The organism is Variovorax sp. CCNWLW235 (assembly GCF_037204085.1).
Lineage (GTDB): Bacteria > Pseudomonadota > Gammaproteobacteria > Burkholderiales > Burkholderiaceae_C > Variovorax.
Genome location: NZ_JBBCBW010000031.1, coordinates 1 through 16,586, shown reverse-complemented (window position 1 = coordinate 16,586; position 16,586 = coordinate 1). Strand labels below are relative to the sequence as shown.

General features: G+C 66.0%; 13 protein-coding genes. 8 read left to right on the top strand and 5 right to left on the bottom strand.

Annotated elements, in window-relative coordinates; all coding sequences use genetic code 11:
- Nucleotides 1-15: 15 nt before the first annotated feature.
- Together V9L21_RS24185 and V9L21_RS24180 are read left to right on the top strand one after the other, a co-directional pair.
- On the top strand, nt 16-1,353 hold the full coding sequence (locus V9L21_RS24185) for an efflux RND transporter periplasmic adaptor subunit (RefSeq protein WP_337315338.1): 1,338 nt from the start codon (nt 16-18) through the stop codon (nt 1,351-1,353).
- 27 nt (nt 1,354-1,380) lie between these two features.
- The gene (locus V9L21_RS24180; protein ID WP_337315337.1) at nt 1,381-2,952 is read left to right on the top strand and encodes a DHA2 family efflux MFS transporter permease subunit; all 1,572 of its coding nucleotides are present in this window, start codon (nt 1,381-1,383) and stop codon (nt 2,950-2,952) included.
- Nucleotides 2,953-2,994: 42 nt separating this feature from the next.
- On the opposite strand, the gene V9L21_RS24175 is transcribed toward V9L21_RS24180, so the two are convergent.
- The gene (locus V9L21_RS24175) at nt 2,995-4,194 is read right to left on the bottom strand and encodes an AGE family epimerase/isomerase (protein ID WP_337315336.1); all 1,200 of its coding nucleotides are present in this window, start codon (nt 4,192-4,194) and stop codon (nt 2,995-2,997) included.
- Between the two features lie 224 nt (nt 4,195-4,418).
- On the opposite strand from V9L21_RS24175, the gene V9L21_RS24170 reads away from it, so the two are divergent.
- The 5 genes from V9L21_RS24170 (at nt 4,419) to V9L21_RS24150 (ending at nt 9,082) form a co-directional block, all read left to right on the top strand.
- Nucleotides 4,419-5,189 (top strand): ABC transporter ATP-binding protein, encoded by a 771-nt coding sequence (locus tag V9L21_RS24170; RefSeq protein WP_157614729.1) that lies wholly within the window; start codon nt 4,419-4,421, stop codon nt 5,187-5,189.
- 1 nt (nt 5,190) lies between these two features.
- The gene (locus tag V9L21_RS24165) at nt 5,191-5,898 is read left to right on the top strand and encodes an ABC transporter ATP-binding protein (protein WP_126749713.1); all 708 of its coding nucleotides are present in this window, start codon (nt 5,191-5,193) and stop codon (nt 5,896-5,898) included.
- 56 nt (nt 5,899-5,954) lie between these two features.
- Nucleotides 5,955-7,151 (top strand): ABC transporter substrate-binding protein, encoded by a 1,197-nt coding sequence (locus V9L21_RS24160; RefSeq protein ID WP_157614728.1) that lies wholly within the window; start codon nt 5,955-5,957, stop codon nt 7,149-7,151.
- 62 nt (nt 7,152-7,213) lie between these two features.
- Nucleotides 7,214-8,089: a branched-chain amino acid ABC transporter permease gene (locus tag V9L21_RS24155; protein WP_021008140.1), complete on the top strand. Its 876-nt coding sequence runs from the start codon at nt 7,214-7,216 to the stop codon at nt 8,087-8,089.
- Between the two features lie 6 nt (nt 8,090-8,095).
- Entirely contained in the window at nt 8,096-9,082 is a 987-nt protein-coding gene (locus V9L21_RS24150; protein ID WP_258507900.1) for a branched-chain amino acid ABC transporter permease, read from the top strand.
- A gap of 57 nt (nt 9,083-9,139) precedes the next feature.
- Here the strand turns inward: V9L21_RS24150 and V9L21_RS24145 are convergent, their stop codons facing one another.
- The 4 genes from V9L21_RS24145 to V9L21_RS24130 all read right to left on the bottom strand — a co-directional run bounded on the left by V9L21_RS24145 (nt 9,140) and on the right by V9L21_RS24130 (nt 13,764).
- On the bottom strand, nt 9,140-10,975 hold the full coding sequence (locus V9L21_RS24145; RefSeq protein WP_337315335.1) for a bifunctional metallophosphatase/5'-nucleotidase: 1,836 nt from the start codon (nt 10,973-10,975) through the stop codon (nt 9,140-9,142).
- 93 nt (nt 10,976-11,068) lie between these two features.
- Nucleotides 11,069-11,524 (bottom strand): hypothetical protein, encoded by a 456-nt coding sequence (locus tag V9L21_RS24140; RefSeq protein WP_337315334.1) that lies wholly within the window; start codon nt 11,522-11,524, stop codon nt 11,069-11,071.
- 93 nt (nt 11,525-11,617) lie between these two features.
- Nucleotides 11,618-12,688: a lipocalin-like domain-containing protein gene (locus V9L21_RS24135; protein ID WP_337315367.1), complete on the bottom strand. Its 1,071-nt coding sequence runs from the start codon at nt 12,686-12,688 to the stop codon at nt 11,618-11,620.
- Nucleotides 12,688-13,764: a PLP-dependent cysteine synthase family protein gene (locus V9L21_RS24130; protein WP_337315333.1), complete on the bottom strand. Its 1,077-nt coding sequence runs from the start codon at nt 13,762-13,764 to the stop codon at nt 12,688-12,690. Before V9L21_RS24130 ends, V9L21_RS24135 begins: the two co-directional genes overlap by 1 nt.
- A 100-nt stretch (nt 13,765-13,864) precedes the next feature.
- Between V9L21_RS24130 and V9L21_RS24125 the strand changes: the two genes are divergently transcribed.
- The gene (locus tag V9L21_RS24125; RefSeq protein ID WP_337315332.1) at nt 13,865-16,375 is read left to right on the top strand and encodes a penicillin acylase family protein; all 2,511 of its coding nucleotides are present in this window, start codon (nt 13,865-13,867) and stop codon (nt 16,373-16,375) included.
- The last annotated feature ends 211 nt before the right edge of the window (nt 16,376-16,586 follow it).

The window sequence follows — 16,586 nt, the reverse complement described above, 5'->3', positions numbered from 1 at the left end:
GGAAAGAACTTCATCATGAGCGATAACAACACTCCGACGCCCGCTGCCACTGCAGCCTCCGCAACGCCCGAAGCCCCCGCAGGCAACGGCAAGCGCCGCCGCGCACTCACCGCGCTTGCCGCGGTGGTCATCGTCGCCGGCGGCGGCTGGGGCCTCTATGAATGGCTGGTTGCCAGCCACTACGAGAACACCGACAACGCCTACGTGCAGGGCAACGTGATCCAGATCACGCCTCAGATCGGCGGCACCGTCATGGCCATCAACGCCGACGACACCGACTTCGTGAAGGCAGGCCAGCCGCTGGTGCAGCTGGACCCCGCCGACGCGAAGGTGGCGCTCGAGCAGGCCGAGGCCGCGCTCGCCCAAGCGGTGCGCCAGGTGCGCACGCTGTACGCCAACAACGGCTCGCTCGCGGCGCAGGTCAGCCTGCGCCAGGCCGACATCGTCAAGGCGCAGAGCGACATCGCCAAGGCGCAGGACGACTTGCAGCGCCGCCGCGCGCTGTCGGGCAATGGCGCGGTCTCGAAGGAAGAACTCAACCACGCCGAAACCGCGCTCGACAACGCCAAGAGCCAACTCGCAGCGGCGCAGGCCGGCGTGGTGGCCGCGCGCGAGCAGCTTGCAAGCAACCAGTCGCTGACCGAAGGTACCAGCGTGGCCCAGCACCCGAGCGTGCTGGCCGCCGCCGCCAAAGTACGCGAGGCCTACCTCGCCACGCAGCGCGTGGCCATGCCCGCGCCGGTGGACGGCTACGTCGCCAAGCGCACGGTGCAGCTCGGCCAGCGGGTCGCGGCCGGCACACCGATGATGTCGATCGTGCCGCTGAACCAGCTGTGGGTCGACGCCAACTTCAAGGAAGTGCAGCTGCGCAACATCCGCATCGACCAGCCCGTGAAGCTCACCGCCGACGTGTACGGCAAGAAGGTCGAGTACACCGGCAAGGTTGCGGGCCTGGGCGTGGGCACCGGCAGTGCGTTCGCGCTGCTGCCCGCGCAAAACGCCACCGGCAACTGGATCAAGGTGGTGCAGCGCGTGCCCGTGCGCATTGCGCTCGACCCCGAGCAGCTCAAGGCCAATCCGCTGCGCATCGGCCTTTCGATGGACGCGGAGATCGACATCACGCAGAAAGCCGGCAAGATGCTGGCCGATGCGCCGCGCGCCACGGCTATTTCGCAGACCCAGGTCTACAGCAAGCTCGACGACGGGGCCAATGCAGAGGTCGATCGCATCGTTGCCGCCAACCTCGGCCGCAGCGCGCCCGCCGCCGCCGCGCAGCCGGCGGGCCGTGCCGCAGCAACGTCCGCAACCGCCGGCAACGCGGGCCACACGGCATCGCAGTCGCACCCCGGCTGATCGCCCTCGGTCTTCAAGGCAAAGCCAATGGCCACTGCTGCCGCTCCCGCTCCCGCTTACGTAGCGCCGCCGCCGCTCGAGGGCTCCGCCCGCGTGTGGGGCACCATCGCGCTCTCTGCGGCAACGTTCATGAACGTGCTCGATTCGTCGATCGCGAACGTGTCGCTGCCGGCCATCTCGGGCGACCTGGGGGTGAGCACCACCCAGGGCACCTGGGTCATTACCAGCTTCGCGGTGGCCAATGCCATTGCGGTGCCGCTCACGGGTTTCATGACCCAGCGCTTCGGCCAGGTGCGCCTGTTCATGGCGAGCGTGATCCTGTTCATGATCAGCTCGCTGCTCTGCGGGCTGGCGCCCAACATGACCATGCTGATCGCGTTCCGCGCGCTGCAGGGTTTCGTCGCGGGCCCGATGATCCCGCTGTCGCAGACGCTGCTGCTGTCGAGCTATCCGCGCGCCAAGGCCGGCCTCGCCATGGCCATGTGGTCGATGACCACGCTCGTGGCGCCCGTGATGGGGCCGCTCCTTGGCGGCTGGATCACCGACAACATCTCGTGGCCGTGGATCTTCTACATCAACATTCCCGTGGGCATTGTTGCGGCGGCCATCACCTGGGCGCTTTACCGCGACCGTGAAAGCACCACGCGCAAGGTGCCCATCGACGCCATCGGCCTCGCGCTGCTGGTGCTGTGGGTCGGCGCGATGCAGCTCATGCTCGACAAGGGCAAGGAGCTCGACTGGTTCCATTCGCCCGAGATCATCACGATGGCGGTCGTGGCCGTGGTCGGCTTCGCGTTCTTCCTGATCTGGGAGCTCACCGACAAGCATCCGGTGGTCGACCTGTCGCTCTTCAAGCGCCGCAACTTCTGGTCGGGTGCGGTAGCCACCGCGGTGGCCTACGGGCTGTTCTTCGGCAATGTGGTGCTGCTGCCGCTGTGGCTGCAGCAGTGGATGGGCTACACCGCCACGCAGGCCGGCATGATCATGGCGCCCGTGGGGCTATTGGCCATCTTCTTCTCGCCGGTGGTGGGGCTCACGGTGTCCAAGATCGATCCGCGCCGCTACGCGACCTTCTCGTTCCTGGTGTTTGCGCTGGTGTTGTGGATGCGGTCGAACTTCAACACGCAGGCCGACTTCGTGACGATCATCATCCCGACGATCATCCAGGGCATTGCGATGGCGTTCTTCTTCATCCCGCTGGTGACCATCACGCTCTCGGGCCTCACGCCCGACCGCATTCCGGCGGCATCGGGCCTGTCGAACTTCCTGCGCATTACCGCCGGCGCCATGGGCACTTCGATCACCACCACGCTGTGGGAGAACCGCGCGGCGCTGCATCACTCGCAACTGGCCGAATCGGTGAACCTGGGCAACGGCGCCGCAACCAGTGCGATGAACGGCCTGGCAAGCAGCGGCTTGAGCAGCGAGCAGGTGCTGGGCCAGATCAACCGGCTGGTCGACCAGCAATCGTTCATGCTGGCCGCGAACGACATCTTCTATGCGTCGGCCATTCTGTTCCTGCTGCTGATCCCGCTGGTGTGGCTGGCGCGGCCACAAAAGGGCGGTGCGGGCGGCGACGCCGCGGCAGGCGCGCACTAGGCGCCGAGCAAAGCCGCGCACCGGGGGCACGGCGCGCGCTGGTCACGCACCCTGCGCGCGCAGCACGTCGTAGCACGCGCCCATGGTGTGATAGTCCGTCTTGCCGGCGGGGCTCTTCTCGTCGCTGATCTTGCGGTTGTCAGGCGTGAGAATGCGGTACCAGGCCCCGTGCCGGTGATCGACGAAGTGCTCCCAGCTGTAGGCCCAGATGCGGTCGTACCAGCTCCAATAGTCCACATCGCCGGTGCGCACGGCCAGCAGCGCCGCGGCGGCAAAGCTCTCGGCCTGCACCCAGAAGTACTTGTCGCCGTCGCACACCTCGCCGTCGGGGCCGAATCCGTAGACGAGGCCGCCATGCGCCGCGTCCCAGCCGCGCAGCATGGCGGTGTCGAAGAAATGCGTTGCGCGCGGCACTATCCAGTCCGCTTCGCGGCCCGCTGCAACAAGCGCTCGCTCTAGCTGCAGCAGCAGCTTGGTCCACTCGGTGAGATGGCCGGTCTGAAAACCCCAGGGCCTGAAGATGTTGGTCTTGTCGCCGCGGTTGTAGTCCCAGTCGATCGACCAGTCTTCGCGGTAGTGCTCCCACACGAGTCCGCCAGCCAGCGCGGCGAGCTTGCCCGTTACCGATTCCGCAAGCTCCAGCGCACGATCAAGGTAGCGCGCCTCTTGCGTGGCTTCGTATGCGGCAAGCATCGCCTCGCAGGCGTGCATGTTGGCGTTCTGTCCCCGATAGGGCCCGACTCGCCAATCAGGAGTGGCCTCGTCGGCATACAGTGAATGTTGCGGCTCCCAGAAACGCTGTTCCATCAACTGCCAGGTTTGCTCCAGCCCCGCGCGCGCTTCGCCGATGCCCGCCATGAGCGCGTGCGCGTGAGCAAGCAGCACGAAGGCGAGGCCATAGCAATGGTGCGTGCCGTCCTGCACGTCGGCTTGCGCATCGTGCCAGTCGATCTGCCATGCATAGCCGCCTCCCGGCTGTGCATGCGCATGCTGCACGAATGCGAGGCCGTGGCGTGCCGCCTCCAGATCCCGCGGCTTGCCGAAGCGCCGGTATGCCATGGCATGGTTGAAGACGAAGCGCGTGCTGCTTACCAGGTGCCGCGTGCGACGGTCGTACACCGCGCCGTCGTCCTTGAAGAAATGAAAGAAGCCGCCTGACGGGTCGCGGCCGACCGGCGCATAGAACGCCAGCGTGTTCAGGATGTGGTCAGCAAGAAAGTCGGGTGAGCGGAAGTTCGGCATGGGTAGCACGGGAGTAAGGGTTCGAACCGATAAGTCATTGTCATTGTGACGACAGTCGCCCGATGCCGGAATCGCCCGCGCGGACAGGTTGCACTGCAGCATAGGCATTTGCCCCAGTATGCAAGTGCGAGGCGCCCACCAACAATCAGGCCGCGCTCGGTAGTGGCGCATGAGATGGACCGCATGACCGACATATCTTTCCTGAACCCGGGCGACTTCGCGAGATGAGCGACGTCATCCTCGAAACACGCCAGCTCACCAAGGAATTCAAAGGGTTCACCGCGGTCAGCAAGGTCAACCTGTCGGTGGTGCGCGGCTCCATCCATGCGCTCATCGGTCCCAACGGTGCCGGCAAGACCACCTGCTTCAACCTGCTCACCAAGTTTCTCGAGCCGACCAGCGGCACGATTCTTTTCAACGGGCAAGACATCACGGGCGAGCAGCCCGCGCAAATCGCCCGGCGCGGCATCATCCGCTCGTTCCAGATCTCGGCGGTGTTTCCGCACCTCACGCTGCTGGAAAACGTGCGCCTGGGCCTGCAGCGCGCGCTCGGCACTTCGTACCATTTCTGGAAGAGCGAAAAGACGCTCACGCCGCTCGATGCGCGCGCTCGCGAACTGCTGGCCGAAGTCGGCCTCGCGGACCAGGCGGACGAACTGACCGTGAACTTGCCCTACGGTCACAAGCGTGCGCTCGAAATTGCCACCACGCTGGCCATGGACCCCGAGCTGATGCTGCTCGACGAGCCCACGCAGGGCATGGGCCATGAAGACGTGCACCGCGTGGCCGAACTCATCAAGCGCGTGTCGGCCGGCCGCACCATCCTCATGGTCGAGCACAACATGAGCGTGGTCTCGACCATTGCGGACACCATCACCGTGCTCCAGCGCGGCGCCGTGCTGGCCGAAGGCCCGTACGCTGAAGTCTCGAAGAATCCGCAGGTGATGGAGGCCTACATGGGCACCACCGAAGGACAGCTGCAAGGGGCGCATTGACATGACCGCCGCGCTTGAAATCAAGGACCTCCACGCCTGGTACGGCGAATCGCACGTGCTGCACGGCGTCAACATGGTGGTGCAGCCCGGCGAGGTGGTCACGCTGCTCGGCCGCAACGGTGCAGGGCGCACCAGCACGCTGCGCGCCATCATGGGCCTGACCGGCTCGCGCAAGGGCAGCATCGAGGTGAACGGCGTGCAGACCATCGGCATGGCCACGCACCGCATTGCGCACCTGGGCATTGGCTATTGCCCCGAAGAGCGGGGCATCTTCGCGAGTCTTTCGGCCGAGGAAAACCTGCTTCTGCCGCCTGCGCTCAAAGGCGCGGGGCAGGGCATGTCTGTGGCCGAAATCTACGAGATGTTTCCCAACCTGGCCGAGCGCCGCAACAGCCCGGGCACGCGGCTTTCGGGCGGCGAGCAGCAGATGCTGGCTGTGGCGCGCATCCTGCGCACCGGCGCCAAGCTGCTGCTGCTCGACGAGATTTCCGAAGGCCTGGCGCCTGTGATCGTGCAGGCCCTCGCGCGAATGATCCACACCCTGCGCGGCAAGGGCTACACGATCGTGATGGTGGAGCAGAACTTCCGTTTTGCCGCGCCGCTGGCCGACCGCTTCTACGTAATGGAGCACGGCCGCATGGTCGAGGCTTTCGGCGCCAAGGAGCTCGACGCCAAGATGCCCGTGCTCAGCGAACTGCTGGGCGTGTAGCCGAGCACTCGCCAATCGTTTTTCCGTTGACTCTCTCAAATCATCCAGGAGACACCATGCAAACCAAGCTCAAAATCATTGCACTCATGCTCGGCGCCGCGGGTCTTGCAAGCCATGCCGTGCAAGCGCAAGAGAAGGTCGTCATCGGCTACATCAGCGACCTCTCGGGCCTGTATGCCGACCTGGAAGGCAAGGGGGGCGCCACCGCCATCCAGATGGCCATTGACGACATGGGCGGCAAGGTGCTCGGCCAGCCGGTTGAAGTGCTGAGCGTCGACCACCAGAACAAGCCCGACATCGCCGCCTCCAAGGCCCGCGAGTGGATCGACACGGCTGGTGCCACGATGATCTTCGCCGGCACCAATTCGGGCGTGGCGCTGGCCACCGCCAAGGTGGCGCAAGAAAAGAAGCGCGTGTTCTTCACCAACGGCGCAGCCACTTCGGCGCTGACCAACGCGCAGTGCAGCCCCTACACCGTGCACTATGCCTACGACACCGTCGCGCTTGCCAAGAGCACCGGCGGCGCCGTGGTCGACACGGGCGGCAAGAGCTGGTTCTTCCTGACGGCCGACTACGCCTTCGGCCATGCACTCGAGGCAGACACCGCCAAGGTCGTCAAGGCCAAGGGCGGCTCGGTGGTGGGCACGGTGCGTGCGCCGCTCAACGCGTCGGACTTCTCGTCCTTCCTGCTGCAGGCGCAGAACTCCAAGGCCCAGGTGCTCGGCCTGGCCAACGCCGGCGGCGACTTCATCAACTCGATGAAGGCATCGAAGGAATTCGGCATCGACAAGTCGATGAAGGTCGCGGGCCTGCTGGTGTTCCTCACCGACGTGAAGAGCCTGGGCCTGCCGGCCACGCAAGGCCTGCTGCACACCACCAGCTGGTACTGGGACGCCGACGACGAGTCGCGCAAGTGGGCCGCCCGCTACGAAGCCAAGACCAAGAACAAGCCGACCGACATCCAGGCGGCCGACTACTCGGCCACCATGGCCTACCTCAAGGCCGTCGAAGCCGTGAAGAGCACAGATGCCGACAAGGTGATGGCGCATCTCAAGAAGACGCCGATCAACGACTTCTACGCCAAGGGCGTGATCCGCCCCGACGGCCGCATGGTGCACGACATGCTGCTGGCCGAGGTCAAGAAGCCTTCGGAATCGAAGGGCCCGTGGGACCTGCTGAAGATCGTCAAGAAGGTGCCGGGCGACCAGGTCTACACGACCAAGGAAGAAAGCACCTGCGCCCTCTGGAAGTAATTGCTGCCCGCGACCCGGTCTTTTGACGCCTTTCTGAACCTGTTTCTGAACCTGTCTCCACGATGAACATCTCTATGCCTGCCCTGTTGAGCCAGCTCCTGTTGGGGCTGGTCAACGGGTCGTTCTACGCGATCCTGAGCCTGGGGCTGGCGGTGATCTTCGGGCTGCTCAACGTCATCAACTTCGCGCATGGCGCGCTGTTCATGATGGGGGCGGTACTGTCGTGGATGGCGATGAATTACTTCAACGTCAACTACTGGGTCATGCTGGCGGTGGCGCCGCTCATCGTCGGCCTGTTCGGCGTGCTGATCGAGCGGCTGCTGCTGCGCTGGATCTACAAGCTCGACCACCTGTACGGCCTGTTGCTCACGCTGGGTCTCACGCTGCTGATCGAAGGCGGTTTCCGCTCGGTGTACGGCGTCTCGGGCCTGGCCTACAACACTCCGGAGGCATTGAGCGGCGGCACCAACCTGGGCTTCATGTTCCTGCCCAACTACCGCGCCTGGGTGGTGGTGGCGTCTCTGGTGGTGTGCTTTGCCACCTGGTATGCCATCGAGAAGACGCGGCTCGGCGCCTACCTGCGCGCGGGCACCGAGAACCCGCGGCTGGTCGAGGCCTTCGGCGTCAACGTGCCGCTGATGGTGACGCTGACCTACGGCTTCGGCGTGGCGCTGGCCGCATTCGCGGGCGTGCTTGCCGCGCCGGTGATCCAGATCTCGCCGCTCATGGGGCAGAACCTCATCATCATCGTGTTCGCGGTGGTCGTCATTGGCGGCATGGGCTCGATCATGGGGGCCATCCTCACGGGCCTGGGGCTCGGCGTCATCGAGGGGCTGACCAAGGTGTTCTATCCGGAGGCCTCGGCCACCGTGGTGTTCGTGATCATGGTCGTGGTGCTGCTGATTCGTCCGGCCGGCCTCTTCGGCAGCGAGAAGTAAAAGTCCATGAAGAAAATATCGCTCGTCGTCTACGGGGTGCTGCTGCTGGCGCTCATTGCCGCACCTTTCATCGGCTTCTACCCCGTGTTCGTGATGAAGGTGCTGTGCTTCGCACTGTTCGCCTGCGCCTTCAACCTGCTGCTGGGCTACACCGGCATGCTGTCTTTCGGCCATGCCGCATTTCTGGGCGGCTCGGCTTACCTTACGGGCCAGGCGCTCAAGGTCTGGCATCTCACGCCCGAGCTGGGCTTGATCCTGGGCACGCTCGCCGGTGCGCTGCTGGGCCTGGTGTTCGGCTGGCTGGCCATTCGCCGCCAGGGCATCTACTTCTCGATGATCACGCTGGCGCTGGCGCAGATGATGTATTTCGTCGCGCTGCAGGCCAAGTTCACCGGCGGCGAAGACGGCCTGCAGAGCGTGCCGCGCGGCAAGCTCTTCGGCCTTGTCGATCTGCGCGACGACCTGACGATGTACTACGTCGCGCTGGTCATCGTGGTCGCGGCCTTCCTGCTCATTGCGCGCACTGTGCACTCGCCTTTCGGGCAGGTGCTCAAGGGCATCAAGGAAAACGAGCCGCGCGCCATTTCGCTCGGCTACGACGTCAACCGCTTCAAGCTGCTGGCCTTCGTGATCTCGGCCGCGCTGTCGGGCCTGGCCGGTTCGCTGAAAACGCTGGTGCTCGGCTTCGCTTCGCTCAGCGACGTGCACTGGACCGCGTCGGGCCACGTGATCCTGATGACGCTGGTGGGCGGCCTCGGCACGCTCTCGGGCCCGCTGGTGGGTTCGGCCGTGGTGGTGCTGCTGGAGAACAAGGTCGGCGACTTCGGCACCTTCATGGCGCGCCTCACGGGCGTCGACTGGTTCAACACGCTCGGCGAATCGGTGACCATGGTCACAGGTCTGATCTTCGTGATCTGCGTGCTGGCGTTCCGCAAGGGCATCATGGGCGAGGTCATCGCCTTCATCGACCGCCGAAAAGGCAAGGCGCGATGAAATGAAAAAAGGCGGACCCTGTGTCCGCCTTTTTTGTTCCTGGGGCAGGAAGCCCGCTCAAGGCAGCACAGTGATGCGGTTGGCAGTGGGCGGCACCAGCGGGCTGTTCGCCTTGATGTAGGCCTCCAGCGCGTCCACGTCCTGGTCGCCGCCCAGCGTGTCCGTGCCCTGGTTGAACACCGTGAAGTTGTCCCCGCCGGTCGCCAGAAAGCTGTTCATCGTCACGCGGTAGCTCGCGCCGTCCGTCATTGCGGTGCCGTTGAGCGCCATGTTGCTGATGCGCGAGCCCGCGGGTGCCGAGAGGCTGTAGCTGTAGCTCAGGCTGCGCGAAGGCAGCAGCACCCTCGGCGATGCGACCGTGTTGGTGCCGCTGTTGAACTGCTGCTCGAGCAGCGCCTTGATCTGCGCGCCCGTCATCGTCTTCACCACCAGGCTGTTGCCGAAGGGCTGCACGCTGAAGAGCTGGCCATATGTCACGCTGCCGTCGTTGGCCGGCACGAGGTCGGCCCGCACGCCGCCCGGGTTCATGAAGGCGATTTGCGCGCCGCCCTTGTTGCTGGGGCTGGTGGCATCGAGCTGTGCGTCGGCAATCAGGTTACCCAGCACGCTTTCGCGCGATGCCGTCTGCGTGCGCGTGGCCGGGCCCGAGAGGGTGCCCACCACCCGCTGCACCAGCGGCGCTGCAACGGAAAGGTACTGGCTGATGAGCGCGGCCACTTCCTGGTTCTTGCCGAACACCGGGTACTGGTCGGTCACGGCCACCGTGTTGGCACCGCTGGTGTAGGCTTCGCCCTGCACGATCACGTTGTCGGCCGACTTGGCCGTGACTTTGCGCGTGCGCGTGTCGATCGTCAGGTTGATGTCGGTCAGCAAGGTGCCGTACTGGCCGGCGCTCGTCAGCAGGAAGGGCTTGGCCGGATTGGTCTTGCTGTAGTCGCAGATGTACGAGCGGTGGGTGTGGCCCGAGATCACCACGTCCACGGCCGCATCGAGCTTGTTGAGAATCGGCAGGATGTCGCCGCTCAGCCCCGCGCAGCTCTTGTCGTTGTAGCCGACGGTGGTCGTGGCGCCTTCGTGCACCACGACGACGATGGCGTCGGCGCCCTCGGCTTTCAGCTGCGGAATCAGCGCGTTGGCGGTGTCCGCCTCGTCCTTGAAGCTCAGGCCCGCAACGCCGGCCGGCGTCACGATGCTCGGCGTGCCCTTGAGCGTCATGCCGATGAACGCTACCTTCACCGTGGCGCCGTCCTTGGTGAAGGTCTTCATGCCCGTGGCGGGGAAGAGCGTGTTGCCGTCGTTCTTTACGGTGTTGGCGGCCAGGAACCCGAAGTTGGCGCCCGGAAAGGCCTTGTTGACCCGGCACGGCTCCAGCGGCGTGTTCTTGGCGCAGCCGCCGTTCTTCATGCGCAGGAGTTCGGTCTGGCCTTTGTCGAACTCATGATTGCCGACCGCGTTGAAGTCGATCTTCATTGCGTTGACGGCTTCGATGGTCGGTTCGTCGAGGAACAGCGCCGACACCAGCGGCGAGGCGCCGATCATGTCGCCGGCGGAGACCACCGCGTTGTTCTCGTTCTTTGCCTTGAGCGACGCAATGGCCGAAGCCATGTACGCGGCGCCGCCCGCCGGCACCGGCACCGTGCCGCCGCCGTTGGCCGGCGCGGTGATGGAAAGCCTGGGCGGCTCGAGATTGCCGTGCAGGTCGTTGAAGGCGATGAGCTTCACGTCCACGCTGCCTGGCGTTGCCGGAGCAGGCGGCGGCGCCGGAGGAGCGGGCGCCGGTGCCGGCGGCGGGAGAAACGGAATGAAGCCGTTCGAATCGTTGCTTCCGCCGCAGGCGGACAACGTGGCCAGGACAACCCCCGCCATGGCGAGATGTTTCAGCGATGCAGGCATGAGCCTCTCCTCTTTTGATGGAATGCAGCGCATGCTGGACAAGGCAGATGACGTCGCCATGACCGCTGGCGCATCGCGTCGCACATCGCGTGCTCAGGACAGGGGGATGACGCGGATGGTTACGCCGGGGCCGAAGGCGCGTTGCAGCAGCTGCCTGGCCTGCGTGGTGCGATCGTCATCCGGCGATTGCACGGCGAGCCATGCCTCTGTCGCGTGCCGCTGCAGGTGCCAGCCCTCTTGTCCAAGGCGGATGAGGCTGGCGAGCGACGCGGCATCGGCCACGGGCAGCGCCGCGGGCGCGATGTCGAGCCAGTCCACCACCTGGTTGGCTTCTCCGCCGAGCCGTGCGGTCGCGCCTTCCACCAGCACTTGCTGCGTGGCCGCGTCCCTCACCGCGCCCTGGAGGACGATGCCGTTGCCGTGCCAGCGGATTTCAAGCAGTGCGTTGGTTGCCGGCGATGCGGGCCGCATGGCCGCAAACACCCACGCGGCGCCCACGGCAGCCGCTACAACCATCAGCAGCGCGATGAGCCGGAGTCTTCTGTTCATTCAAGCCTTGGCGCACGTTCAATCGTGCGGTGTCGGAGGCCGAGTTCAGGGCCTCGGCATGACGGCTTGATGACAGACGCGCGCTGGGCGATCTCAGAGCCGCAGCGGTGCGGCGTAGCCGGTCATCTCCAGGTACCCCCGCCCAACGCGGCGGCCTTGCGCATCGAGCAGGTCGCTCACGCCTTCCCAGTACACCCCGCCGGTGGAGCCGCGGCTGTCGAGCTCCTGGTCGTCGAGCAGCGCGCGCACCTCGAAGCTTCCCGACGGGGTCTGCACGCGCCACTGGGTCGGGTACCTGGCCTGCGTGCGCGGACTGGTCCACGCGTTCGTGCCATCGAACCGTACCTCGTCGTTGCTGAAAACACGCAGCGCACCGTCGCGCGAGCGAAACGAACCGCCGGCCCATAGCGCACTGCCGTCGCGGCGGCGCAGGCGAAAGGCCGTGAGGGCGCTGCCGTCGTCCAGGTTCATGCCGATCCAGTCCCAGCCCACGGCCTCGGGATGCATCAGCGCCTCGCTCCATTCGTGGTCGAGCCAGGCCGTCCCGTCGACATCGAAGGCCTGGCCTTTGAGCGTGAGCCGGCCCTGCGTCTTGAGCTGCGGCTCGCTGTAGTAGTAGCTTGCCTGTGCTTCTTCGGGGCCCTTGCGCGAGAGCCCGCTCTTGCCTTGCAGCAGCACCGGCTGCGTGGGCGTGAAGCGCAGGTCGAGCGTGAATTCGCCGGCCGGCACGCGCGCCGCATAGCCGCCGTTCGAGCGCACGAGCGACCAGTCGCGCAGGCGCACGTCGGTGTCGGCTTCGCTGGCCGACGCAACGCCGAAGCCCGCGCGCGCAATGCGCTGGTCATGCAGCAGCACGCGGCCTTCAAGGTCGGTAACCGCGGCATGCGCGAACACGAGGTTCTTGGCCGCGAACGCCGAGCGCATGCCTTGCGCGGCATCGACGCGCGAGCGAAAGAACGTCACCTGAAAACCGAACTCGCGTCCCACCGAAGTTCTTGCATGGCCCGTGATGTACCACCATTCGGTGCGCAGGTCGGGGTGGCTGCCGAAGTCGCGAGGAAACTGCAGGGTGCGCTCGGGCAGCGCCCAGCTTGCGGGCGCTGCGGCCAGCGCCGCAAGCAGCAGGCTGCGGCGCGAGAGCTTGCAGAAGGCCGGCGCAGGCATCACTGCGCAACCAGCGCGTCGATGCGCTGCTGTGCTGGCCCCACGTCGCCGAAGGCGCTCTGCACCCACGCCGCGTCGTGATAGCTCGGCAGGTAGCGCTCGCCCGCATCGCACAGCAGCGAAAGAATGGAGCCTTGCTGGCCGGCCGCACGCATCTCGCGGGCTATGGCCAGCATGCCGACAAAGTTGGTGCCGGTCGATGGGCCGACCTTTCGCCCCAGCAGTGCAGAGAGCGCATGCATGGCGGCCACCGAGTCGAGGTTGGGCACTTCGATCATGCGGTCGACCAGCGTGCGGACGAAGCTCGGCTCCACCCGTGGTCGGCCGATGCCTTCGATGCGCGAGCCCGCCGCAGTCAGCGTTGCATCGCCCGTGCGGTGATAGGCCGAGAACACCGAGCCTTCGGGGTCTGGCACGCACACCTGCGTGTCGTGGCAGCGGTAGCGCACGTAGCGCCCGATGGTGGCGCTGGTGCCGCCCGTGCCCGCGCCCACCACGATCCACGCCGGCACCGGATGCCGCTCGCGCGCCATCTGCTGGAACATGCTCTCGGCGATGTTGTTGTTGCCGCGCCAGTCGGTCGCACGCTCGGCATACGTGAACTGGTCCATGTAGTGCCCGCCGGTCTGCTCGGCGAGTGCGCGCGCCTCTTCATAGACCTGCGCCGCATGGTCGACGAAGTGGCAACGCGCGCCGTAGAAGGCGATCTGCGCCACCTTCTCGGGCGAGGTGCTGCGCGGCATCACTGCAATGAAGGGCAGGCCGAGCAGCCGCGCGAAGTAGGCTTCGCTCACGGCGGTGGAGCCGCTCGATGCCTCGACGATGGTCGTGCCTTCGCGTACCCATCCGTTGCACAGCGCATAGAGAAAGAGCGAACGTGCGAGCCTGTGCTTGAGGCTGCCGGTCGGGTGGGTCGACTCGTCCTTCAGGTACAGGTCGATGCCGGCCGCGGCAAGCGAAGGCAGCGGCAGCGGGATCAGGTGCGTGTCGGCGCTGCGCTGGTAGTCGGCTTCGATGCGGCGTATGGCAGAGCCGAGCCAGCCGCCGCATGAGATGGAAGAGGGTGTTTGCTGCATGTAGGAGGAAGTCTACAAGTCATCCCTCGCAGTACCCAGCGGATATGCAAATCGGGATACTGTGCGCTGCCCAAAATCCACCCGGCAGGAGACAAGACGCATGAGAACAAGAAACCTGCGCCCCGTGTTGCGGCGCTCGTTAGGTCAAAGGCATTCCATCGGCGCCGCGGCGTTCGCGGCCCTCGCGCTCGCGGGCTGCGCATCGGCGCCTCCGGGTGTGCAGACGTCACCGCGCGCGCCGTCGTCCTTCGCCGTGCCTGGCCTCGAGAAGCCGGCCGAGGTGCTGGTCGACCGCTGGGGCGTGCCGCACTTGTATGCCGGCACGCTGTACGACGCCTTCGTTGCGCAGGGCTTCATTGCCGCGCGCGACCGGCTCTGGCAAATGGACCTCTGGCGCAAGCGCGGCCTCGGCGAAATGGCCAAGGACTTCGGCCCCGCATGGGTCGAGAGCGACCGTGCCGCGCGCGCCGTGCTCTATCGCGGCGACATGTACCGCGAGTGGCTGGCCTATGGCTCCGATGCCAAGCGCGTGGCCGAGGCCTTTACCGCCGGCGTCAACGCCTACGTTGCCCAGGTGCGCGCGCAGCCCGCGCTGCTGCCGACCGAATTTGCATTGCTGGGCTACCAGCCGGCGGTGTGGTCACCCGAAGACGTGGTGCGCATCCGGCACCACGGCCTCACGCTCAACTTCACGTCGGAGATCGACCGCGCCCGCGCCTTCTGCGCCGGCAGTGAAGGCGTCAAGGCCGATTGGCTGCGCCGCGAACTCGATCCGCCGGTCACGCCGCAGGTGCCGCCTGGCTTCGATCCCTGCACCATTCCAGCGGCCGAGTTGCGCGCTGCCTACCTGCGTGCCACCGAGTCGCCGCGCTTCACCAAGGAGAACACGCGGCTGGCGGGTGCGGCGCCGGCTTCGGTCGCTGCAAGGGCCGATGAAGAAGACGAGCAACAGGCCATGCAAGGCGACCCGACAGCCGCTTATGGCAGCAACAACTGGGTCATCGCGCCAAGGCTCACATCCACCGGAAGGCCCATCCTCGCCAACGACCCGCACCGCGCCCATGGCGCGCCGAGCCTGCGCTACATGACGCATCTGAGCGCCCCGGGCATGGACGCCATCGGCGCGGGCGAGCCTTTTTTGCCTGGCCTTTCCATCGGCCACAACGGCACCATCGCATTCGGGCTCACCCGCTTCTACATGGACCAGGAAGACCTGTACGTGTACCAGCTGAACCCGCAGAACCCGAACGAGTACCGCTACCAGGGCCGCTGGGAGCCGATGACGAGCGTGACCGAGCGCATTGCGGTGCGTGGCGAGAGCGCGCCGCGCGAGGTGGTCAACACCTTCACGCGCCACGGCCCGGTGCTGCTGTCCGAGCCCGGCAAGCAGCGTGCCTTCGCGCTGCGGGCCGCGTGGCTCGAACCCGGCATGGCGCCGTACTTCGGGTCCATGGACTACATGCGCGCGCAGAACTGGGACCAGTTCCGCGCCGCAATGAACCGCTGGGGCGCACCCGGCGAGAACCAGGTCTATGCCGACCGCAATGGCAACGTCGGCTGGATGCCGGGCGGCCTGACACCCATCCGGCCCAACTGGGATGGGCTGATGCCCGTGCCTGGCGACGGCCGCTACGAGTGGTCGGGCTTTCGCAATGGCGACGAACTGCCTTCGGAATTCAACCCCGCGCGCGGCTACGTGGTGACCGCAAACGAAAACAACATTCCGCCCGATCATCCGGCTGCGAAGAAAGGCATCGGCTACGAGTGGAGCGACGCCGCCCGTGCGCGCCGTCTCAAGGAGCTGTTCGCCGCGAAGGCGGCCGCGGGTTCGCGCTTCACCATCGAGGACTCGGAACGCATGCAGAACGACATCGTTGCGACGCCCGCGCAGCGGCTGCTGAAGCTCCTGGCCGGCTTGCGCAGCGACGATGCGCAGACTGCGGCCGGCCTGCGCCTGCTGCAGGGTTGGGACGGCACCATGCACCGCGACAGCGCTGCCGCTGCGTTGTACGAGGTTTGGAGCAGCAAGACCCTGCGTGCAGCCGTGCTCAAGGCCGGGGCCGGAGATGCTGCCTCATCGCTCGCCGCGCCCGGCGACAACACGCGCATGGTGCTGTTGCTCGAAAACCCGTCCGGCTGGGTCAGCGATGCGCAGCGCAACGCCTTGCTGCTGCAGACCTTGCCGCCTGCGATGCAGGAGCTCACCGCCAAGCTCGGGCCTGACATGACTGGCTGGAAGTGGGGTGCGCTGCATCGCGCGGAATTCCGGCATCCGCTGGGCGGTGTGGTCGATGCGGCCAGGCGCAAGAAGCTGGAGGTCGGCGACTGGCCGATGTCTGGCTCTGCCTTCACGCCGATGGCTGCGAGCTACCGTGCCAGCGACTACAGGCTGACTTCAGGGGCTTCGTTCCGGATGGTGCTGGACGTGGGCAACTGGGACGCCTCGCGGGTGATCAATACGCCGGGGCAATCGGGGAATCCGGAGAGTCCGAACTATCGGGACCTTGCGCCGCTTTGGCTTGAGGGGAAGTACGTTCCGCTTGTTTATAGCCGGGGGGCTGTGGAGAGGGAGACTGTGGAGCGGGTTCTTTTGGTGCCTTCGGGGCAGTAGATTTCCCGAGGCCGGGATTCCGCCCGGCGGCGGACTCACTTTCTTTTGCTTCGCCAAAGAAACGTAGGCAAAAGAAAGGCGACCCCACTGTCTGCGACCCTGCGCTGCGCTGCGGGCAACCTGCGGTGCTCGTTTTTCGCGGGGTCTCGCAGAACTCGCTTCGCTCAGACAGCTGCGAGCCCTGATCCGCGAAACCCTCCGCTCCTCGGCG